The organism is Formosa sediminum (assembly GCF_007197735.1).
Lineage (GTDB): Bacteria > Bacteroidota > Bacteroidia > Flavobacteriales > Flavobacteriaceae > Formosa > Formosa sediminum.
Genome location: NZ_CP041637.1, coordinates 156,211 through 178,261, shown reverse-complemented (window position 1 = coordinate 178,261; position 22,051 = coordinate 156,211). Strand labels below are relative to the sequence as shown.

Sequence of the window (22,051 nt, the reverse complement as noted above, 5' to 3'; positions counted from 1 at the left end):
ATGAAAATTAATATTAAAAATATACAAGTTCTGTTTTTTCTTGGATTGCTTTTGGTTACAATGTCTTGTAGCGAAGATTATTTAGATGTAGATAGTACAGATGCTTTAGAGCAAGAAGATTCTGAAACCGTAACCCCAGAACAAATGGTAAATGGGGTATATGGGATGCTAACCGAATGGGATTATGCTTTTTCTTACCTAGGTATAACCGAAATCATTTCAGACAACGCAGATAAAGGAAGTTCATCTACAGATACAGGTTCAGATAAAGACGTGTTAGATGCTTTAACATTTACAAGTAGTGCTGGTTCAGTTTTAGCCATGTGGGAAAATTGGTATAAATCTATAAACAGAGCATCGACAGCTATAGAATATGCTGAAGATTATGGCTTGACAGATCAAGAATATAAGGATAGATTGGTTGGTGAAGCCGAGTTTTTAAGAGCTTTAAATTATTTTTGGTTGGTGAGATCTTTTGGAGCAGTTCCGCTTCAAGATGTAGATTTAATAGAAAGACAGCCTGTAGATGATGTGTATGCATATATAGAAACAGATTTGCTTAATGCGATAGAAAAATTACCTCTTAAAAGTGAATACGATTCAGACGATTTAGGTCGTGTTACTAAAGGTGCAGCGCAGGCTTTATTAGCTAAAGTGTATTTGTATGAAGAAGAATGGCAAAAAGCATACGATATGGCCGATAATGTTATCAATTCTGGAGAGTATGGTTTACACACTAATTATGAAGAATTATGGAGAGCTTCTACAGAAAATGGTATAGAGTCTATTTTTGAAGTTCAAGCCAGAGGTGAGTCTGTAGCTCATGGTGTTCAACAATATTCACAAACTCAAGGAGCTAGAGGTACCGATGGTTGGGGTTGGGGTTATAATATTCCATCTCAGACCCTTGTAAATGCATTTGAAGCAGAAGGCGATACAGTTAGAATGAATGCCACTATTATTTTTGAAGGTGAAACATTATGGGATGGACGTGAAGTTTTTGAAGTTGAAAACCCAAGATATAATGAAAAAGCATATTCTAGTGCTTCTGCAGGTGCAGACGATGGCGATAAAAATATAAGAATACTACGTTACGCAGAGATTTTATTAATCAAAGCTGAGGCGGCAAAATATATCGGAGCAGATGCAGCTACGCCTTTAAATTTGGTTAGAAACAGAGTTGGGTTAGCGTCAATAACCGATCCAACACTTGAACAGATTTGGAATGAAAGACATCTAGAATTAGCTATGGAACACGATCGTTGGTTTGATCTTGTAAGAACTGGTCAGGCAGAAGAAGCCATGGCAGCAGATGGTAAAACATTCATTGTTGGAAAACACGAATTGTTTCCAATTCCATATAATCAAATTGTGCAAACTCCAACAATGGAACAGAATCCAGGATGGGAATAATATAAATATTTTAGTCATGCCCAACCTCTGGGTATGACTAACTTTTAAGACGTTGTTAATGAGCATGCTACTTACACGTAAATTTGTTTTAATAAGCATACTATCACTTTTTCTGTTTGGCTGTAATACACAAAAGGAGGATAAAGAAGACACAGCAGAGAATACTGAGCTAATAGACGATGCTGTTTCAGATGAGGTGCTTTTAAATCGTATTCAAGAGCAAACTATCGATTATTTCTGGAGCGGTGCAGAACCTAATTCAGGTTTAGCACGCGAAAGAATACATATGGATAACACATATTTAGAATCTCCTGAAAATACAGTTACTACTGGAGGAAGTGGTTTTGGATTGATGGCTATTTTAGTAGGTATTGAAAGAGGAATTATATCTAGAGAAGAAGCATTATTAAGATTTGATAAGATAGTAAATTTCTTAGACAAAGCAGATCGCTTTCATGGGGCATGGCCACACTGGATTAATGGTGAAACAGGAAAAGTATACCCTTTTAGTGAAAAAGATAACGGCGGGGATTTAGTAGAAACCGCATTTCTTATTCAAGGCTTATTAACGGTTTCTGAATATTTTGATGGAGATACCGAAGCAGAGAAAGAACTGGTTTCTAAAATCGATACGTTATACAAAACTGTAGAATGGGACTGGTATACTAAAGGGGGAGAAGACGTATTGTATTGGCATTGGTCACCAGACTATGGCTGGGATATGAATATGCCTGTACAAGGATATAATGAGTGTTTAATTATGTATATACTTGCAGCCGCGTCTCCTACACACCCTATTAGTCCATCGGTCTATGAAAAAGGTTGGGCAAGGCAAGGCGATATCGTTTCTTCTAAAACTTACTATGGCGAAGATTTAGTTTTAAATTATTTCTATAATGATACCGATTTGGTTGGGCCCTTATTTTGGGCACATTATTCGTACTTAGGTTTAGATCCGAGAAACTTGTCAGATCAATATGCAAATTATTGGACACTAACGCTAAATCAGGCTAAAATACATTATAAATATGCAGTCGATAATCCGCTTAATTATAAAGGATATGGAGATAGCCTTTGGGGATTAACCTCTAGCTATTCTGTAAATGGATATACAGGACACAGGCCCGGAAACGATGTTGGGGTAATTTCCCCAACTGCAGCACTATCGTCATTTCCATATACTCCTGATGAAAGTATGAATGTTTTAAAAAATATTTATAAAAATCATGACAGTCTTGTTGGTAAATATGGCCCTTATGATGCTTTTAGTTTTGAAGATAATTGGTATACACCACGATATTTAGCCATAGATCAAGGTCCAATCCCTGTAATGATAGAAAATTATAGAACAGGATTGCTATGGCGCTTATTTATGAAAAATAGTGATGTGCAAAATGGGTTAAAAGCTCTAGGATTTACATATTAATATTGTTTAAAAAATAAAAAATATGACACTTAAATCTATTATAGTTGTAATGTGTTTTGCTTTGTTAACTCCATTTTTAACACATGCACAGCATTTAAAAAAAACTGAAGATTTGTTTTTAAGTAAAACACATATCGTAAATACAGATACGCTACAATACAGAATGCTTTTACCTAAAGATTTTTCTAAAAATAAGACGTATCCCGTTGTTTTATTTCTTCATGGTGCTGGAGAACGAGGTAACGATAATAAGAAGCAATTAGCAAATGGGAGTGATTTATTTTTAAAGGAAAGTATACGAAAAACGTTTCCTGCAATAGTTATTTTTCCACAATGTCCCGAAAATGATTATTGGGCAAAACTAGAAGCAGATCGCTCAACAAAACCAATAACATTTACTTACAAATACAAAGAATCACCTACTAAGGCAATGGCTTTAGTTATAGACTTAATGAATGATTTAGTAAAAAAAACATACGTAAAAACCAATCAAGTTTATGTTATGGGTTTATCTATGGGTGGCATGGGTACTTTCGAAATACTCTATCGTAAACCAAATCTGTTTGCGGCTGCAATTCCTATTTGTGGTGGTGGAAATCCAGAATCTGTCAAGGCCTACGCTAAGTCCACCCCATTGTGGGTTTTTCATGGAGCAAAAGACGATGTGGTAGATCCAAATTTGTCTGTAAATATGGTATCTGCACTTCTTAAAAATGGTGGAGTTCCAAGGTTTACATTATACGACTATGCAAATCATAACAGTTGGGATGCTGCTTTTGCAGAACCGGAATTATTAATATGGCTTTTCTCTAAATCGAATAAAATATAATATAATGATAAAACAATTTTTTATAAAAATAACAGGGATTCTGATTATAGCAATAACATGTGCAAGCTGTAATTCTAAAAGCGATACAGCTAAGCCTTCTAAAACAACGGAAGCGAATCCCTTCGAATATAAAGTAGATTCAATTTTAAAATTGATGACTATTGAAGAAAAATTAGGTCAACTAAATTTACCAACGTCTGGAGATATCACTACAGGAGCAGCAAAAGGTACCGATGTAGGTGAACGTATAAAACAAGGACTGGTAGGTGGTTTATTTAATATAAAAACAGCCGAAAAGATTTACGAAGTTCAGAAAATTGCTGTAGAACAAAGTAGATTGGGGATTCCTTTAATTTTTGGAATGGATGTTATTCATGGTTATAAAACTACCTTTCCAATTCCTTTAGGCTTATCAAGTTCTTGGGATATGGAAATGATTGAAAAAACGGCTCGAGTAGCGGCTATAGAGGCAAGTGCAGATGGTATTAATTGGACGTTTTCACCAATGGTAGATATTTCTAGAGATCCACGTTGGGGGCGTGTTTCCGAAGGTAACGGAGAAGATCCTTATTTAGGAAGTGCTATTGCTAGAGCAATGGTTAACGGATATCAGTTAGACGATTTGGCGGCTAATAACACATTAATGTCTTGTGTAAAACATTTTGCTCTCTATGGAGCTGTTGAAGCAGGTAGAGATTATAATACCGTAGACATGAGTCGAATTAGAATGTATAATGAATATTTAGCACCTTACAAAGCAGCTATAGATGCGGGTGTAGGTTCTGTTATGGCATCGTTTAATGAAGTAGACGGTATTCCTGCAACAGGAAATAAGTGGTTGCTTACCGATTTACTTAGAGACGATTGGGGATTTAATGGTTTTGTTGTTACTGATTATACAGGTATTTATGAAATGATTGCTCATGGAGTAGGAGATAAATATGCTGTTTCCAAACTTGCATTAAAAGCCGGTGTAGATATGGATATGGCAGGAGATTCGCCTTCGGTTCCAGCGGCATTTGTGAAGACATTAAAAACATCTCTTGAAAATGATAAGGTATCCATGGCTGAAATTGATACAGCTGTAAAGCGTATACTAACAGCAAAATATCAATTAGGGTTGTTTGATGATCCGTATAGATATTGTGACGTTAATCGTGCAAAAACAGAAATATTTACACCAGAACATAAAGCATTTGCTCGTAAAGTTTCTGCTGAATCTATGGTATTACTGAAAAATGAGAATCAATTACTTCCGCTAAAAAAATCAGGAACAATTGCTTTAATTGGCCCATTGGCTAAAGCAACTACCAATATGGCTGGGACTTGGAGTGTGGCGACAGATCAAGAAAAATCAAATTCTGTGTTTGATGGTTTAACCGAAGTAGTGGGTGATAAAGCCCAAATTTTATACGCTAAAGGTAGCAATATTGATTACGATTTAGAACTCGAACAACGTGCAACTATGTTTGGAAAAGACATTCCACGAGATGGACGTACAGATAAACAATTGTTAGACGAGGCGCTTCAGATAGCTGCTAAATCAGATGTTATTGTGGCTACTATTGGAGAGTCTGCAGAATTAAGCGGAGAAAGTAGCAGCAGAACAGATCTTGGCATTCCGCAAGTGCAAAAAGATTTATTGAATGCATTATTAAAAACAGGTAAGCCTGTCGTGTTGGTGCTTTTTACAGGAAGGCCTTTAGTTTTAGTAGAAGAACATGAAAACGTACCAGCAATACTTAATGCTTGGTTTCCCGGAAGTGAGGCAGGTTTAGCAATTTCAGATGTGCTGTTTGGAGATGTAAATCCTTCAGGGAAATTAACTGCTACGTTTCCTAGACATGTAGGTCAGGTTCCTTTATTTTACAATCATAAAAATACAGGAAGACCGCTTGGAAATTCAGAAGGAAAATTCGAAAAATTTAAAAGTAACTATATCGATGTTCGTAATGAACCTTTGTACCCTTTTGGCTATGGTTTAAGTTATACCACATTTGATTATGCTAACTTAAAATTAGATAAGTCTACCATAAATATGGATGGTGAAATTAATGTGTCTGTAGATGTGACTAATTCTGGAGATTACGACGGAAAAGAAGTAGTTCAATTATATATAAGAGATCTTGTTGGCTCTGTAACACGACCTGTTAAAGAATTAAAAGGCTTTAAAAAGGTGTTAATTAAAAAAGGAGAAACTCAGACTATTACTTTTAAAATTTCTGTTGAAGATTTAAAGTTCTATAATTCAGATTTAGATTTTGTTGCCGAGCCAGGACAATTTCAAGTATTTGTAGGAACAAATTCTGATACTAAAATGATGAAAGCATTTCAATTGACTAAATAACTCTCTAATTTACTAATAGCAATTTAATGCCACACTTTATTTTAAGTTTTTATCCCCTATATTCTTAATAATTTGTGTGGCTTTTACTTTTTAGATTACTAGAAATAAAGTCTTGTAAGATTCAGTAAGGAATATCTAGTCTGAATAGAATTTAAACAACATATCAAAAGAAATGTAATATGTGCATATAAACCGTTTGAAAGATTAAGCGTACTGAACGTTTTTTATAATCAATTTACCTAAAATGATACTAAATTATATATCATGAAAAATTTAATTATTTTCTTTTCTATAGCATTATTTTTTTCTTGTAATAATGAGAAGGATCAGAAGACAGAGCATACATCTAATACAGTAGAAAATACAGAGATAAATAATACGTCTGAAACGTACATTAATCCATTAGATATAGATTATACCTATATGGTTTATAATTCAAGTCAAAATATATCTTACCGTTCTGGTGCAGATCCAGCGGTTATAGAATTTAAAGGCGAGTATTATATGTTTGTTACGCGTTCTTTTGGCTATTGGCATTCTACCGATTTGGTTAATTGGAATTTTATTAAGCCACAGCAATGGTTTTTTGAAGGGAGTAATGCGCCTACAGCTTTCAATTATAAGGATTCATTAGTGTATTTTGCGGGTAATCCAGCAGGTTACGGAAGTATTCTTTATACAGATGATCCAAAAAGTGGAAAATGGGAACCGACAGCATCCATATCTACCGACATTCAAGATTCAGAATTATTTATAGATGACGATGGAGAAACCTATTTGTATTGGGGATCTTCTAATGTGAATCCGCTCCACGTAAAAATGTTGAATAAAAACGATCGTTTTTTAGAAACTGGTGTTCGTAAAGCATTATTTAATCTCGACGAAGACGCACACGGCTGGGAACGTTTTGGCGAAAATAATTTCCATCCGACTTTAAAGGAAGGCTATATGGAAGGTGCCTCTATGACCAAACACAACGGAAAATATTATTTACAATACGCTGCACCTGGCACACAATTTAATGTGTATGCTGACGGAGCTTATATAGGAGATTCGCCATTAGGGCCTTTTACGTATATGAAAAATAATCCGATGAGTTTTAAACCTGGCGGATTTACAAATGGTGCAGGACATGGCATAACAGTTAAACAAACCAACGGACAATATTGGCACTTTGCTACTATGGCACTTGCTTCTAATTCGCAATGGGAACGTCGTTTGTGTATGTTTCCTACGTATTTTGATGACGATGGATTGATGTATACAAATACCGCATATGGCGATTATCCGCGATTTGGTCCTAACCACCCAACAAAGGCAGGACAACATAATGGATGGATGTTATTGTCTTACAAGGGAGTGGTTACAGTCTCTTCTTCATTAATGCAGATTAAGAAATTTACGTCTAATGATGATGCTGTAGAAGTTACGGAATTGCCTTTAGAAAAAAATAAAGCGGGTCAAATAACCTCTAAAGTATTAACCGATGAGAACCCTAAAACATTTTGGGTTGCAGAGGCCAATAATGATCAACAATGGATTACTATTGAAATGCTAAAACCTGGAAATATTAATGCTTTTCAATTGAATTTTCATGACCATGAATCGGGAATCTATACACGTACCGAAGGTTTAAAACATCAATTTACAATTGAAACATCTCAAGATGGTGTTAATTGGCAAACCGTTGTAGATAGAAGTACCAGTGTAAAGGACACGCCAAATGCCTACATTGTATTAGATGCTCCTGTAAAAGCAAAATACGTGCGTTATAACAACATTAAAGTGCCTGGGGCAAATTTTGCGATGTCCGAGTTTAGAGTCTTTGGGTTAGGGGTAGGAGATAAGCCCGAAAAAGTTACAGGATTTAAAGTGAAAAGAGAAGACGATCGCAGGGATGTGAAATTCTCTTGGGATGCAGTGAAAGACGCCCAAGGTTACAATATTCGTTGGGGAATTGCTAAAGATAAATTATATCAATCATGGCAAGTTTACGATACAAATCAACATTTTATGCGTTGTTTAGATCGCGATACGCCCTATTATTTTACTATAGAAGCATTTAATGAAAATGGAATTTCAGTAAAAAGTGAGATTTTATTTGTTGAATAAATTGTCTAATATCTTGATTATTTCAGATGTTTCTAAATCATTATTAAAACACACAAACACACTAAAACTAAAACAATGAAAAAAAGTCTTTTTTTATTATTAATCGCAGCAGTTTCCGCTTTAGGAGGCTTGTTGTTTGGTTATGATACAGGAGTTATTAATGGCGCCCAATTTTATTTAACAGAATATTTTCAATTAAGCGATGCTTTAAAAGGTTGGGTTGTAGGAAGTGCGCTATTAGGTTGTTTTGTAGGAGCAATTATAGCCGGACCTTTAAGTGTTAAGATTGGCCGGAAAAAATCTTTAATTATATCGGCTGTATTTTTTACACTTTCAGCCTATGGTTCAGGTTTGCCAGAGCTATTTCCACAAACTGTAAGTATGTTGGTTGTTTTTAGAATTATAGGAGGTTTAGGTATTGGAGTAGCGTCTATGAATGCACCAATGTATATAGCAGAAATTGCACCTTCAAATATTCGGGGGCGTATGGTTACATATTACCAATTGGCAATTGTAATTGGTTTTTTTGTGGTGTTTTTAGCAACCTATTTTATTGGTAATAATTTAAGTTTAGCCCAGAATATAGAGTTTGGATGGCGCCGCATGTTTTGGTCAGAGTTAATTCCGAGTATACTGTTTTTAGTGTTATTATTTATTGTGCCTAAAAGTCCGAGATGGTTAGCTTTAAAAGGTAGAGATAAAGATGCACTAGCAGTATTGCAACAAATAAATGGAGATGAGGTTGCTTTAAAAGAAATGAAAGATATTAAGACCTCTTTAAATGAAGCTAATGATGGAGTAAATGTAAATTACTTTTCTAAAGCGATTTTAAGTATCATTGCAATAGGTACAATCCTTTCTGTTTTACAGCAATTTACAGGAATTAATGCTGTATTGTATTACGGTGCGGATATTTTTGAAAAAGCACTTGGATTCGGAAAAGAAGATGTGTTGTTACAGCAAATACTATTAGCCTTTGTTAATTTAGTGTTTACTTTTGTAGCAATGTTTACTGTAGATAAATTTGGAAGAAAACCACTACTTTATATCGGTTCAGTAGGTATGGTTGTTGGTTTTTTACTGTTAAGCATTACCCTGCAACAGCAAAATGTTGGTGTAATATCGCTAATAGGAGTCTTGGTATTTATAGCGTCTTTTGCACTGTCTATGGGTCCAGTGGTCTGGGTTTTATTGGCAGAGATGTTTCCGAATAAAATTAGAAGTGTGGCCATGTCTGTAGCTGTGGCAGCACAATGGGCTGCAAATTATGTGGTATCTCAGTCATTTCCAGTAGTAATGGGAAGCGAAACCAATACAAGTGAACCTTGGAATGGATCTTTACCCTATTATATATTTATAGGTTTTATTCTAATAATTGTATTTGTGACCTATAAATTCATACCCGAAACAAAAGGAAAATCTCTTGAAGAAATTGAAGGGTTTTGGAAAAAGTAATAGTGTTTCAATACAAAAGATGAAAAAAGCCCCGTAAACACTAGGCTTACGGGGCTTTTTAGTGGAGTTGGAAAGGAGATTAGCAGTTTTAAATAGAGTGTTTAGATACTAAACAATTGGTAAACTGTCAGTTCTTAATAAATATATACTTTAATAAGTATATTTTTATCCATTCCTGAAGAGTTGTATTAAAAGTTTTATTCCTAGAAAAGTAATGCATCAATAGATCTTGGATAGAACATTAAGGTTTCTTGTTTTCATTTTGCGGATTATAAAAACGGCAATTATGTTATGACTAAGAAAACGATGCAAAGGGTTAATGCCCGTGCGGGAGTATGTTTGTAATTTAACACGTATTTGAAATATTATTAGAAAAACCAAGATATCTGCTTTTAAAACTTACAAATCCTTTTTCACATAAAATAATCCTGATAGGATTAGATGTAGTTTGGGACGAAATTCAAAATATAAAAACTTAGTAAAAAACTAATACAAAACTATATTTTAGTGGAAATATAAAATTACATTAGGAGATATACTGTTAACAAACAAAAAACAATAAATGAAAAAGAATTGCAGTCTTTTAATTGTGATTATATTCTTAATATCCTGTTCAATTTGGAGCAATATTCAAAAAAAAACTATTCCAATATCTCTTCAAGGGTCTTGGGGTGTCCGTTTGTATGTAAGAGGTGGTGAAACTTTAAATCATTATGTTAAGAACAGTTCTGATGGTGGTAAAGGTTACGACTATGTGGCAGGTGCTCAAGAAATTATAAATAATTACCCTACAATTGGACATGTAATGACAAACGCCACTAATAACGCAAAAGCACATTTATGGACTTTAAGGACAAATGAAAATGTTGATGCTGTAATGGGAATTTCAGGCTCCATTATAAATGAGGAATTTGTACCTAGTTTAGCAAATGAACAAGTCATTATAAATGTAATTGGAAAATTTAAAAAAGCTAATAAAAAAGTAATTTTATACATAAATGGAATGAGTCCTGCGAGTAGAGCCTCAACTGCAGGAGCTCAAGCATGGAATGATTATGTGGCCCGTTACTTCTCTAATGACGAGCATCAAGCGTGGATGAATTTATGCGAAGGATATATTAAACGTTTTGAAAAATTAGGTGTAGATGGCTATTGGATAGATGCTTTTTCTAGTTATCCTGGTAATGATACTCAAAGAGCTGAATTTGTGCAAATGATTCGTAATGTGGATCCAGATGTTATAATATCGACTAACTATGCTAAAGATTATTTTAAGGATAGTAATGGGAATTTTTTAAAAGTTGATAGTGATGGAGCCAATGATACCAATAAAGCAAATTATAAGATTATAAAGCTTACGGCTACAGACCCTTGGTCTGATATGACAGCCGGGCATATTACTCCTTTGGCACAAGGTGCGCCACCTAATTCGTGGGCCTATGAAGAATTTACAGTCACAGATATAAAAGCATCTCCAACAACCTCATATGATGGCTCTAAACTAACTTTAAAACATTTGTTTTTACCTATTAGATCGACTTGGTCTAATAATAGAACTGATTTAATGTTTAAAAAAGAACAAGCGTATAGGTTTGTTAAAAACATTACAGATGCAGGTGGAGCAGTTACTTTTTCAACAACAACAGATATAGACGGTACTAATATGGAAGATGAAGAAAATGTGCTAAAATATGTAGATCAACAATTCAAAATTAAAGCTAATCCCCCAAAATATATTCGCCCTATAGGAGCTTCTCTTGTTGGAGAAGAATAGAAACGATTTGTTGGAAATGTTAATCTTTGAACAAGCCCAAAATAAATAGTAGCACTATAATAAAAATTATCCTTAACGGCATTTTCTATTTTAAAATACTAACGTCAAGTATTCTAAAGGTCTTGAGTGGGTCTAAATTACCCTATAAAGGTGTTTTAATACAAAAAAATGTAATTTCTCTAGCATCATTATTAGGTTGTAAGCTACAGGAGAGAGTTTCAAACCTGTATTAGGTTGGCTTAAGACGAATAGAACTACTCTAATTTAGTTCATAAACGTTGTCAGGTGCTTTACGGGACTTTGCCGTTACCTATTTAGATTCCTTCATAACTTTCTAGTCTGAAACAGGTTTGCAGATCTCCAATTTTCCTAAAATCTTCGAGATCTGCTTTGATGAAAATTTACTTATTCTATAATTACTGTTTAAAGTTAAAATGTTTTCTATCTTTAAATAGTTCTGATAAAAAGTGAATTTGACAAATGATTAACCAATAATTATCTATCAAACTTAAGATGTCCTATAAAAGGAGTAAGTCTACATTTCTATTTTACATGATCAACAGTGAGTATTAGTGAATCAATAACTTTGGTTGTATTAAGGTCTTTTTGAGTAAATGGCACTTTATAAAGCTTTTTGTTAGAAAACATTTTTAACTGATCTAAATGTCCTTTATAATCTATACTATTACTTTGCCCATGACTTAAAAGAACATTCGCGTTTAAATTTCCATCATTCCAATCTATTAACTGTACGTATGCTGTACCAAATAAAATATAAGGAAAACCTTTGCTAGTAAGTGGCGCAGGCATCTCTCCGTTAAGTAAGCCTTCTTGATAAGAACCACCATGTAATGGAATACGAGTTTCATTTACAGTTGTATATAGCGCTTCTCCCCATGGATCATCTGGCTGAAAACCAAAATTAGCCAATTCATGTACAGCTTCTTCTAAAGCATTTATAATAGCTGGAGAATTCTGGGGTGTAATATTTATTTGAGAACCTATTTCTGGGTCATCATTTTTACTTGATAAGAGCACTCCCATTTTAATAATTTTTTTCCAAAACTGATGAAATAGTAAAGCTCCTTTACTTTTCGAGTTATTTTTTCTATCCCATGTGCTAAGTACTCTAAAGCCATTTTTAGCGTCTTCAGATATAGATTCGTTGTTTAATTCTAGAATACGATCTAAAAAAGTTTCGGCAGCGTAATTTCTATTATCAAAAAGAACTTCTAGAGCTTCTTTGGGGGTTACAATACTGTCTTTAGTTATTTCATTCATTCGTTGAGCAGACATAATTAGCCTTGGGTCATACCTTAAACCTGCAGCCTTTTTTTTACCAATAGCTTTATCAGGCTTATGTTGTCCAAATACAGATGGATAATCTTTTTGAGGATTTCCATACTCTGTATATTTATAGCTATTATTGGTGTTATGAATAATTCCTTTCGAAATAATATTAGGATAAAAAGAAGCAGGAGCCAATAAAGGTCTGTTATTAGAATCTCTAAAAGAAGCATCACTAGTAGTACCGTTTATAACATTAAATGCTGCTGTAGAATTGTTTATATGATATTTCTCCATTTCATCATCTGTTATTGGAGGAATTTGTCCTGCTATAACATATCCTACTTCACCAAATTTGTCGGCAACGAGTAATTGAGATAAAATACCTCTATTATTTTCTACAGCACTTATAAAATCTCGTGTAGATTTAGAATGCGCAATTGCAAGGAATTGATCTAAGCCCTTTGCATTTTTTTCTCCAGGATTAGTAATGGCATACCAACCAGCAGGTTTTCCTTTTTTTTCTGGTAATTTATAAAGTATCCCTAATTCTGATTCAACAAACTTAAAAACATGTGTTTTTATTTTTTTATCTTTTTCAAGTACTCTAACAGGTACAGATTTTATTTTAAGAGGTTTTTGTTGTCCATCCATAAGGTATTTAGGTGCTACAGCAGATTCTTCTACTTCCATAGATTGTAAAACATAAGGTGTAACTGTTGCTGCATCTAAAATAGTCCATGCAACATCTGCATTGTAACCTGTCATAGGAAAAGGGATTCCTAAAAATGATGCCCCAGCAACATCTAGCTCTCCAGGTATAGTTAAATGGTATTGGTGCATGTATATGCGTTGTTGATGTACTGTTCGTTTCCAGGCTGAATGCGGGTTAGACAACATAATAGAGCTTTTTGTTTTTGTAACATCACTTCCATACACCCAACCATTACTTCCAAATCCTCCTTCAATTTCTACCGCTTTAGTGTGAGGAGAATTTAATGCATAATTTGTAGTTTTTTTCTGCCATGCTTGAGAAGAAGATATTATATGTGGACCAATATCTATCAATTCTTTTTGAACGCCAAAACGCATAGCAGATCTAATTACATCACTTGTTTTAAAAGTAATAACAGGACCTTCTTCACAAAGCTCATTGCGTTCTTCTTCAGTTAAAGTGGAAACATAATAATTAATACCATCAACATAACCTTTTATATAGTCTTTGGTTTCTTTATTAAGTTTTTCAAATTCTTCTTGCACCCATTCTTCTGGAATACGAATCTTGAATAATAAATCTGAATTAAGATTTGTAGTTTTTAAAAAACCGATGGTAGCAATGGCATCTGCTCCATAACGTAAAGAACGCTCACCTCTTAATGTAATAGCCTGACCCGATATTTCACAAATGCGATCTTTGGCATGTACATAGCCATATCCATAGCCAAGATTTTTATAATTATTTGCTTTAATATGAGGAACTTCATTTTTTGTCCACTTAATTTCTACCTGACTTAACTTCTCTTCTTTAGAACATCCGATTGTTAATGTCAATAATCCGAAAAATATTGTCCTATATATTATTCTTAAATTATTATTATTTATCATTTTATTCTTTTTGTTATAGCATCTTTTATAAAAAATATGCTATAAAATTTATGAAATTCTAATTATTAAAACTTATATGATTAAGCTACTTTTCGCCATCTATTAAGGAATACGATTAACAAAATATTTATACCGGCTACAAATAATAAGAGAATTACCTGAGTAAAATTTTCTGAACCCATAGAAATCTGTTCTCCAACATGAGCAAAATTTAGCAAAACAAAAAGAATGGAGTAAATAAACGTGATCCATTTAAACCATTTTTTTGAGTAAAAAAGACTTACAAATCCAAAAATAAGAGGCAGTACTAATACGAATAGATTTTTTATTCTTAAAACCATTTTCATATTATTACCAGAATCTTCTTTAGTAATATTTGGGTTGTTTCTCTGCGTTAATTTAGAATCTTTAATTTCTTTTTTATTGTGGCTTTCCTTATTCGTTTTGTTTATATCTGTTTTAGCAGACACTTCTTTATTGTGTTCTTTTGAAGGTGTATGAGAACCAAAATGAATGGCCTCTAAGTTTTCTAGAATCATATGAGCGCAAAGAGCCATTGTAAGGAAAAGCCATGCGGCCACTATTTTTTGTTGTAATGTCATAATTTAATTATTGATTATTAATGTTATTTCTTCTTGAGGTTGTGTAATAGGTTTACGTGTTTGTGGTGCCTTTTTTTTTCTTTTGGATACCAAGCGTTTTGCAAACAATGAAATACTAAGACTTATTATACCTGTAATAAGCCAAGCGAGGTCTACAAAAAAGGAGTCAATTAGACCTCGATTTAAGGAAAGCCAAAACCAATTAGCTGTCGATATTCCGTTACAGATAGGGACAGATATTCCTAAAACCCCAGCCATAAATAGTGCATGTTTGTTAATAGTATGCAGGTCTTTTACCCAGTAGGAATATAAAGTAAAACCAAACCAGAACATATAGAAACTCTGCTCCATAATTCCAAAACGATCTGGAGATTGAGGTATAATCTTTGCTAAACAAAAGAAATAAGCAATAGCAGGAAAAAGCCCCATACAGTTACCTATAAATATAGCCCCTACATTACGGTTAAATTTTAATTTTTTTGCATACTTTTTATTGTTTCGTACTTCTAACCATATCATAACTCCTGAAAGAATTACAAAACAGGTAAGTAAGGAGAGTAAAAAATATACTAATCTTAAAAAATACCCACCGTAGGTGCCGAAGTGAAGTTTTCTCATAGTTTCTAATGAGGTTGCAAAATCCCAACCTTGGGAATCAATTACCTTTTTACTCACTATAGATCCATTACTTAGATTATACATAATATAGGCGTTCCCATAAAAATTTTTCCCAACATTGTCACGGTAATTCAATATAAAACGACCGTTTTTGTCGTTGTAATTTAGGATTTTAGCAGTTAGCGTATAATGGTTGTTTAGGTGAAGTTCATCATTAGCTTTTAAAGCTAATAAATTAAGGCTCTCTTTACTTTTTAAGGGTTCACCAGCTTTTTCGACATTAATAAAAGCAGGAGCAACAGCGGCAATAAGTTTCTGTTGATCTCCTTCGTATATGACTAAGGTGTTTAAAATTATAAAAAGTGAAGCAAGACCAAAAAAGGAACCAGTAACAGCAAATATAAATTGAAAAGGCAGTCCTATAACTCCTAAAGCTGTATGTGCATCTGTCCAAAGTAGTTTAATAGAGTTTTTTAATCTAAAAGTAAAGAAGTTTTCTATTAGCTTTTTCCAGTGAACAATTACTCCTGTTATCAAGGCGACTAAAAAGAATAACGATAGAACCCCAGATATATATACCCCAACAGTAGGAAGTTGGTCAAAATAATGCAAATGGTAAATAAATGTACCTAATTCTTGAGGTTTTCCATGTTTACGACGTTCACCATTTTCGTTTTTAATATCTTTAAGAGGTTGGTAGGTATTAAGATCTAAGATCATTGCAATATTACCTTTTGGGTTAAAGCTCTCTTCTGCTTTTTTCTTTTTTAGTTCTAAATTTTGACTGTTATTTTTATCGGATTCTTTTAATTTTTGTTTCGAAGTATTTTGTAGACTGTTAAGTGATTTATCATTTTTTTTGGTTACGTTTTTTACTTCGTTTTTCTTGTTTTTAGATTTACCTGCTTCAGGGCGTCTACCACGAGGACTTCCTACGCGTGAACTTACACTTAGGTAATCCTTTTTTTCAATGGTCTTGATTGCAAAATCAAAATTACGATCCTGCATAGTATAACCAGATTTCTTTACGGTTTCAAGCGCTTTTTCGTAATCAATGTTGTATGCGTTATGTCCAACAGTTTTCTGAACTAAGTTTTTTTCCCAGTTATTAATATTTTTATAAAAAAGAGCTATTCCTCCTGCAAAAAAGCATATAAAAAGACCTATTGTGATTATAATTCCGCTAACCGTATGTACATTAAGGAATACATTGTAATTTCTTTTATCTTTTGCCATAATTAATTAAGTCTTATATATATTGCTATAGCAGAAAGAATAATAATAGGAAGAAGTATAGCCCAAGCCATCCATGGTTTTTTTACCCAATATACCACAATGACTAATCCTGCCCATAGCATATATATACTAAACAGGGAAGTTGCTACAATTTGGGTTTGCCAAAAGTAAGAAGATAAAGCTAAATGAAATCCAAAGGAAGCAATAAGACTTCCTAAAACAGAAGCAATAATTTTACTGGCTTGTGCCCAACCAGATTGCATGAGATATTTTTTATTTGCAGGCATAATTTTAGTAAATAGATAAACAGATTTCAAAACCTATTAGCACTACTGTTAATAAACAGAGATGAAGCGTTTTGAATTTAGGAAAAGGCGCAAAAAGTGTAATAAGACTAGCTATTAAAGTCCAGAGCATTACGCTTAAAAGAATTCCAGTTGTTGGACCTTGATCTAAGATTAACAGAACACAGGAAAATAAATAAAATAGAATGGCAATTACACGGGACGCCGTTCTATTTTTATTAAGTTTTGCATAGATACCAGTTTTCTCAAAGTCCACTCGATTTGAGGTTACATAAAGACACCAAACCGATGCAAAATTTAAAAATATTAATAGGCTATACATTGATATAAAAGGATTTAGTCTACATTAAAACGGCTAGTTGCTATATGGTATATCGTGTTATACACTTTTCCATCTTTAGTTCCTTTTACTTTTTCTGTAATCATCATTTGTGTAGTGTATGTGCCTTTTTCGAACTTAGATAAGTTAAATGATTCTGGATTTCCTTTTAGCTGTAGGCTTTGACCATTTGGGGTTATAACCGTGGCCATAAAGTCTACATCTGATTTGTTTTTAAAAATATAACTTAAAGATTCACCGCTACGACCTTTCGTTATATTCGCATAAACACCCATAGGCACATAATCTAGTATGTTTAGAAGCTTTTTTTTAGGGTTTACTTCCCCAACTTTAACTAATGTAGTGGCATAAAATACAGGAATGAATGCATATTTTTTACCTGGTTCCATAACCCCTAGATTAGTGCTTTCAAGAATTACAAAATATCCACCCATTTCGCTAGGTGTAAAACTTGCTGCATAATGATCTGACTTAGCTGTTGTAATTAATGCTGTTTTTTTACAGACGGACTAACCACATAAAGTGTGAAGTCTTTAACCAAACCCCATTCTTTTCCATTGGTAGGTTCTGGAGTATCATTAGGTTCTGAGAAATAAATTTTTACTTCTTGAGCTTCATTTAATTTTCCATCTGCTTTAGTTTCTACCCAATATCCATGAGCCATTAATACTTGACTTATTAGCATTAAGAATAGCGAGTATACTATATTTTGTGTTTTTTTCATTTTTTATGCTTTAGACCTTATGATCCAAATTGGATCATAAGGCTTGTTTTAATTCTATTCTATTGAATTTCCAAGTATCCCAATGCTCTTGGGTAAGTGTCGGTTACACTAAATACTTCTTCAGCAGCCGTACCATCAGAATTAAGTGAGTAATAACCTCCTTTAGCACTGTCTGCATCTTTTAATTGATAATATACCTTACCATTCACAGTACATAAATTTCCGTCGCTATGCCCGAAATTAGTAGCTGGAGCATCAATAGCTGTTGCAGCCATAGTTTCTTTATCTATGATATAAGGATAGTATATATTCGAAAGAAGATTAGAAAAGTCGTCAAGAACAATTTCTTTTGAGCAGTTTACGTATAGTGTATCTTCATCGTCCAAGGCCATAGACCAAACCACATAGTTATCTCCATCTGCTCCTCCTTGAATATCTGCTCCTTTAAGTACCCAATCTTGGTCAAAATCTAAATCATCGTATTCTATTTTAAATACACAGGCACGTGGAGTTCCGTAAATAGGATCTATAGCATATCGGCTTGCAAAAAGAGCATGAGTAGACATGTAAATATCTCCATCTTTAGCAACTACATACGCAGAAAATTCTGTAGCTGTGCCGTGTCCTTGATCAAAAATAGCTCCTGTATGAGTTATTTTCTTTTCAACATCATTAGTATCGGTGTTGATAACTAACATGGTAAATTTAGGTACATATACTCCTTCAGGAGTTACTCCATCTACATCGATAACAGAATATTCAACGTTTACAAATAGTTTGTCTTTTGATATTATCATAGTTTTTGAACCAACTGCTATTTCATAATTATTCAATTCGTCACCAAAAATTTCATCAGAGATAGTAAAATCTCCAGTACGTGCCATAGTTGTAGGGTTAAATGTGCTAATGGTTCTTTCTCCATCACCAGAATCGTAATAGTAGCCGTGGGTGTCGTCTAAAATAGCATAGTTTACAGTAGTAGATGTACTAATAAAACCATCTAGATCTAAAGCACCTTCGGTGTTCATGCTATAACGAACTAGACCTGTTTCGCCAGTAAATTTTTTCTTTTTGAATGCCCATTTATTTTCATAAGTATTAATACGACCATAAGAATTAACTTGAGTGGTTCCATCTGTAGCGTTTTCAATTGCACTTGTTGGTAAGGAATTATAGACGGATAAATATGCTACATCTCCTCCTATAGTTTGTTCAGCAGACATTACTATATAACGGCTATCAACTTCTACAGCTGGATCATCATCTGTTGAATCGTCACTAGAACAGGAGAATCCTAATATGGTCAGAAATAAAAGACCTACTTTTGAAAAATTCATTTTTTTCATCATTTAAAATTTAGTATTACTTATTAAAAAAATTAAGGGTTTAAATCAAATGCATAGGTTAGCTTTACATGAAAGCTACGTCCTGCATTCTGTATTTTAAAATTATCGAAAACAATCTGGTCAAAAAGGTTTTTTACTTCACAGCCAATTGAAAATTGTTTTTCTTTATTAGGTAACCATACTAAACCTATAGTATGCATATTTTGTTTTGGTATGTATAATTCTGTATCCTTAAGCCCTGGTTCTCCAAACAATCCTAAAAAGCCATCAGCTTCTAAATTTTTTGGTATTTTATTTAAAAAGTAAGGGTGTATGTAGGAGTAATACCAATAGGCTTTTAGTTTATCTTTTGAACGTAAAATGTCTTCAAAGTTGGCAGAAGCACTTAGGTTACTGAAAAAATAAGGTATATTGGGTATTCTAGAATCGTCAAGCAAATCTGTCTCTCCTTCTTGATGTCCGTCTTGCCTAAAGCTCTGATAGGTTAGATTTCCTGTTATATTATAGTGCTTTAAAAAGGTGTAACCTGAATTTAATTCAAGACCATAGCCTTTAACTTTGTCTAGATTTTCAGACACAGAGCTTATGGTTGTTACGCTTATTTTGCTTGAAATCATATCTTTACTATATCTGTAAAAAACGTTTACGCCTACAGAGAAATTACTGTTATTTGCATAATCTAACCCCAAGTTGGCATTAAGACTTTGTTCTGGTTTAAGACCAAAATTTGCAATACTAGTGCTACCATCTCCAAAAATTTCTGCTTGTGTAGGTAGGCGAGTAGCTTGTTCTATAGAGAATCTAGTATTTAATTTATCATTAATGTGGTACCGAATCGAGTTACCTAGACCAAAATTTGATATGCGAGCTTCAACTTCTTCAGGATTTAAGAGTCCAGTAATCTCATCTACCGATTTACCACTTGAATGTGAGTTGTAGTATTTAAACTGCAGGCTGTTTTGTAACCGATTATTAATAAATTTACTATCTAATGAAAGTCCAGATACAAACTTATCATAATCTGCAGGAAGACTGACTAACTGTACTGGGTTTTCACCCTCCGTATATTCGCCATAAGGGTTACTTCCTGTTTGTCTATAAGTTGTGTATACAGCATTAAGCGTTAAGGTATTGTGATTATTTAAAATATACTTAAGTGTTGTGCGAGACACTGTGTTTTTACGATTTAAAGTTGTTAAATCTGCATCTCCTGCTTCTCCTGGTTCTTGGTCTTCATTATTGACGGTGAAATTTCCTAACCAGTCATAGCTTCCGTTAAGAGTATCTACAGAGATGCGTCTAGTTTCACTATAGGTAAAAAATTGATCTACTATTAACTTTTTTTTCAATAGCTTTTTTTTGTAACGAAGTGTAGGTACAAAATCCCCTATTTGTTTGTTGTAAGCAGCTCCTATTGGGTACTGCATTAATTGTCCGAACTGGTTTTCTCTGTATAACTCGAAATTCGTTACAGTTAGTTTAAGCTCGTCTACCCATTTTCTGTTTTTAATACCTGCAAAAACTTCTATATAATGTTGGCGAAATGTATTATGAAATAGATCAATTTCAATTGGAATTTCGTTTCTTGTATCTGGATCTATATAATTTACATTTGCTTTGTAGTTATTGTCAGAATAATTGATGAACGCCTCTATTCCTCCAAATAAGTTGTTCTTTTTATTGGTAAGGTTAAGGTTTACAGAAGCTCTGTGCGTATTAAAAGAAGCTATTTCATACGAGGTACTTATTTTATTTCCCAATTTATTGGAAGCAGATATCATATTTACAGCACCACCTAAGGCATCAGAACCTAAATCTGCGGGCAATACACCTTTATAAACTTCTACACGTTCAAGTGTATTGGCTGGTACAAAACCAACTCCGTAAATCCCGTCGAGGTAATCCATAGGAATACCATCCTTGAACACACGTACAGCATCACCTTGAAAACCATTTAGATTGATTTTTGTACTAGACCCTAGTCCTCCAGATTGACGGATTTTAATGCCTGACGAGCGATTTACTAAATTTATAACTGAAGCCGACTCCATTTTATATTTCTGGGTTTCGATGACTTCAATTTTCACAGCTTTATCTTTTAATAGTTGATTTTCTGTTAGTCCTTTTACAATAACTTCATCTAGGTTTTCACTTTTAGCGAGAAGCTTTATATCTATTTTTAAATCATTATTTTCTTTTGTTGAAAAAGAAACTTCTTTAGGTTCAAATCCTAAATAACGTACTTGCAATACTAATTCTCCTAGTGGAACTTTCTGTATTTCAAATTCACCTAAATTATTCGTTAGTGTGCCTATAGAGGTGTCTTTAATAACAACAGTTGCTCCAAATATTGGCTTGTTTTCTACATCACTTACTCTTCCAGAAACTTTAACTTGTGCCTCTAAAGAACTTATAAATAGTAGCATGATTACAACAAGATAATCACTTGTTATTTTTATGTTCATTTTTTATTTATTATTTTTATTTAATCTTAATAAATGCTAAATTTGAGAGCAAAAGTATTATCTTCATTTGGAAGACAAGTAACGTGATTCACATTTTTACTTACGTAAATGAGCAACATTTTGTAGGATACCTATCTGGATAAATTAATTTTATATAGAGAAAAATA

15 protein-coding genes are annotated in these 22,051 nt (G+C 33.5%); 7 read left to right on the top strand and 8 right to left on the bottom strand.

Features of this window, described 5'->3' with window-relative positions; genetic code table 11:
- From FNB79_RS00815 to FNB79_RS00785, 7 genes are all read left to right on the top strand, one after another.
- Complete coding sequence (locus FNB79_RS00815) at window positions 1-1,413, top strand: RagB/SusD family nutrient uptake outer membrane protein (RefSeq protein WP_143379491.1); 1,413 nt, start codon at window positions 1-3, stop codon at window positions 1,411-1,413.
- Window positions 1,414-1,477: 64 nt separating this feature from the next.
- The gene (locus FNB79_RS00810; protein ID WP_143382528.1) at window positions 1,478-2,839 is read left to right on the top strand and encodes a glucoamylase family protein; all 1,362 of its coding nucleotides are present in this window, start codon (window positions 1,478-1,480) and stop codon (window positions 2,837-2,839) included.
- A gap of 22 nt (window positions 2,840-2,861) precedes the next feature.
- Complete coding sequence (locus FNB79_RS00805; protein WP_143379490.1) at window positions 2,862-3,668, top strand: carboxylesterase family protein; 807 nt, start codon at window positions 2,862-2,864, stop codon at window positions 3,666-3,668.
- Window positions 3,669-3,672: 4 nt separating this feature from the next.
- Entirely contained in the window at window positions 3,673-6,015 is a 2,343-nt protein-coding gene (bglX, locus tag FNB79_RS00800) for a beta-glucosidase BglX (protein WP_143379489.1), read from the top strand.
- A gap of 264 nt (window positions 6,016-6,279) precedes the next feature.
- Window positions 6,280-8,127 (top strand): family 43 glycosylhydrolase, encoded by a 1,848-nt coding sequence (locus tag FNB79_RS00795; RefSeq protein ID WP_143379488.1) that lies wholly within the window; start codon window positions 6,280-6,282, stop codon window positions 8,125-8,127.
- Between the two features lie 75 nt (window positions 8,128-8,202).
- Window positions 8,203-9,582: a sugar porter family MFS transporter gene (locus FNB79_RS00790; RefSeq protein ID WP_143379487.1), complete on the top strand. Its 1,380-nt coding sequence runs from the start codon at window positions 8,203-8,205 to the stop codon at window positions 9,580-9,582.
- A gap of 562 nt (window positions 9,583-10,144) precedes the next feature.
- Window positions 10,145-11,356: a hypothetical protein gene (locus FNB79_RS00785; RefSeq protein WP_143379486.1), complete on the top strand. Its 1,212-nt coding sequence runs from the start codon at window positions 10,145-10,147 to the stop codon at window positions 11,354-11,356.
- A gap of 543 nt (window positions 11,357-11,899) precedes the next feature.
- On the opposite strand, the gene FNB79_RS00780 is transcribed toward FNB79_RS00785, so the two are convergent.
- From FNB79_RS00780 to FNB79_RS00745, 8 genes are all read right to left on the bottom strand, one after another.
- Window positions 11,900-14,194: a penicillin acylase family protein gene (locus FNB79_RS00780; protein ID WP_221932587.1), complete on the bottom strand. Its 2,295-nt coding sequence runs from the start codon at window positions 14,192-14,194 to the stop codon at window positions 11,900-11,902.
- Window positions 14,195-14,328: 134 nt separating this feature from the next.
- Window positions 14,329-14,850 (bottom strand): hypothetical protein, encoded by a 522-nt coding sequence (locus FNB79_RS00775; RefSeq protein ID WP_143379484.1) that lies wholly within the window; start codon window positions 14,848-14,850, stop codon window positions 14,329-14,331.
- Window positions 14,851-14,853: 3 nt separating this feature from the next.
- Entirely contained in the window at window positions 14,854-16,704 is a 1,851-nt protein-coding gene (locus FNB79_RS00770) for a PepSY-associated TM helix domain-containing protein (RefSeq protein WP_143379483.1), read from the bottom strand.
- A 2-nt stretch (window positions 16,705-16,706) separates the two neighbouring features.
- Complete coding sequence (locus FNB79_RS00765; RefSeq protein ID WP_143379482.1) at window positions 16,707-16,991, bottom strand: hypothetical protein; 285 nt, start codon at window positions 16,989-16,991, stop codon at window positions 16,707-16,709.
- Between the two features lie 354 nt (window positions 16,992-17,345).
- The gene (locus FNB79_RS00760; protein WP_143379481.1) at window positions 17,346-17,783 is read right to left on the bottom strand and encodes a hypothetical protein; all 438 of its coding nucleotides are present in this window, start codon (window positions 17,781-17,783) and stop codon (window positions 17,346-17,348) included.
- 50 nt (window positions 17,784-17,833) lie between these two features.
- Window positions 17,834-18,073: a hypothetical protein gene (locus FNB79_RS00755; RefSeq protein WP_143379480.1), complete on the bottom strand. Its 240-nt coding sequence runs from the start codon at window positions 18,071-18,073 to the stop codon at window positions 17,834-17,836.
- 59 nt (window positions 18,074-18,132) lie between these two features.
- Window positions 18,133-19,410: a hypothetical protein gene (locus FNB79_RS00750; protein ID WP_143379479.1), complete on the bottom strand. Its 1,278-nt coding sequence runs from the start codon at window positions 19,408-19,410 to the stop codon at window positions 18,133-18,135.
- A gap of 41 nt (window positions 19,411-19,451) precedes the next feature.
- Window positions 19,452-21,884, bottom strand: coding sequence for a TonB-dependent receptor (locus FNB79_RS00745; protein ID WP_143379478.1), 2,433 nt, complete (start codon window positions 21,882-21,884; stop codon window positions 19,452-19,454).
- Between the last annotated feature and the right edge of the window lie 167 nt (window positions 21,885-22,051).

Bases quoted from the DNA above. Each gene is read 5' to 3' on its own strand.
- FNB79_RS00750 (WP_143379479.1), bottom strand. From the start codon at position 19,410: ATGAATTTTTCAAAAGTAGGTCTTTTATTTCTGACCATATTAGGATTC.
- FNB79_RS00745 (WP_143379478.1), bottom strand. From the start codon at position 21,884: ATGAACATAAAAATAACAAGTGATTATCTTGTTGTAATCATGCTACTA.
- FNB79_RS00810 (WP_143382528.1), top strand. From the start codon at position 1,478: ATGCTACTTACACGTAAATTTGTTTTAATAAGCATACTATCACTTTTT.
- FNB79_RS00770 (WP_143379483.1), bottom strand. From the start codon at position 16,704: ATGGCAAAAGATAAAAGAAATTACAATGTATTCCTTAATGTACATACG.
- FNB79_RS00785 (WP_143379486.1), top strand. From the start codon at position 10,145: ATGAAAAAGAATTGCAGTCTTTTAATTGTGATTATATTCTTAATATCC.
- FNB79_RS00775 (WP_143379484.1), bottom strand. From the start codon at position 14,850: ATGACATTACAACAAAAAATAGTGGCCGCATGGCTTTTCCTTACAATG.
- FNB79_RS00815 (WP_143379491.1), top strand. From the start codon at position 1: ATGAAAATTAATATTAAAAATATACAAGTTCTGTTTTTTCTTGGATTG.
- FNB79_RS00790 (WP_143379487.1), top strand. From the start codon at position 8,203: ATGAAAAAAAGTCTTTTTTTATTATTAATCGCAGCAGTTTCCGCTTTA.
- FNB79_RS00765 (WP_143379482.1), bottom strand. From the start codon at position 16,991: ATGCCTGCAAATAAAAAATATCTCATGCAATCTGGTTGGGCACAAGCC.
- FNB79_RS00805 (WP_143379490.1), top strand. From the start codon at position 2,862: ATGACACTTAAATCTATTATAGTTGTAATGTGTTTTGCTTTGTTAACT.
- FNB79_RS00795 (WP_143379488.1), top strand. From the start codon at position 6,280: ATGAAAAATTTAATTATTTTCTTTTCTATAGCATTATTTTTTTCTTGT.
- bglX (WP_143379489.1), top strand. From the start codon at position 3,673: ATGATAAAACAATTTTTTATAAAAATAACAGGGATTCTGATTATAGCA.
- FNB79_RS00755 (WP_143379480.1), bottom strand. From the start codon at position 18,073: ATGAAAAAAACACAAAATATAGTATACTCGCTATTCTTAATGCTAATA.
- FNB79_RS00760 (WP_143379481.1), bottom strand. From the start codon at position 17,783: ATGGGTGGATATTTTGTAATTCTTGAAAGCACTAATCTAGGGGTTATG.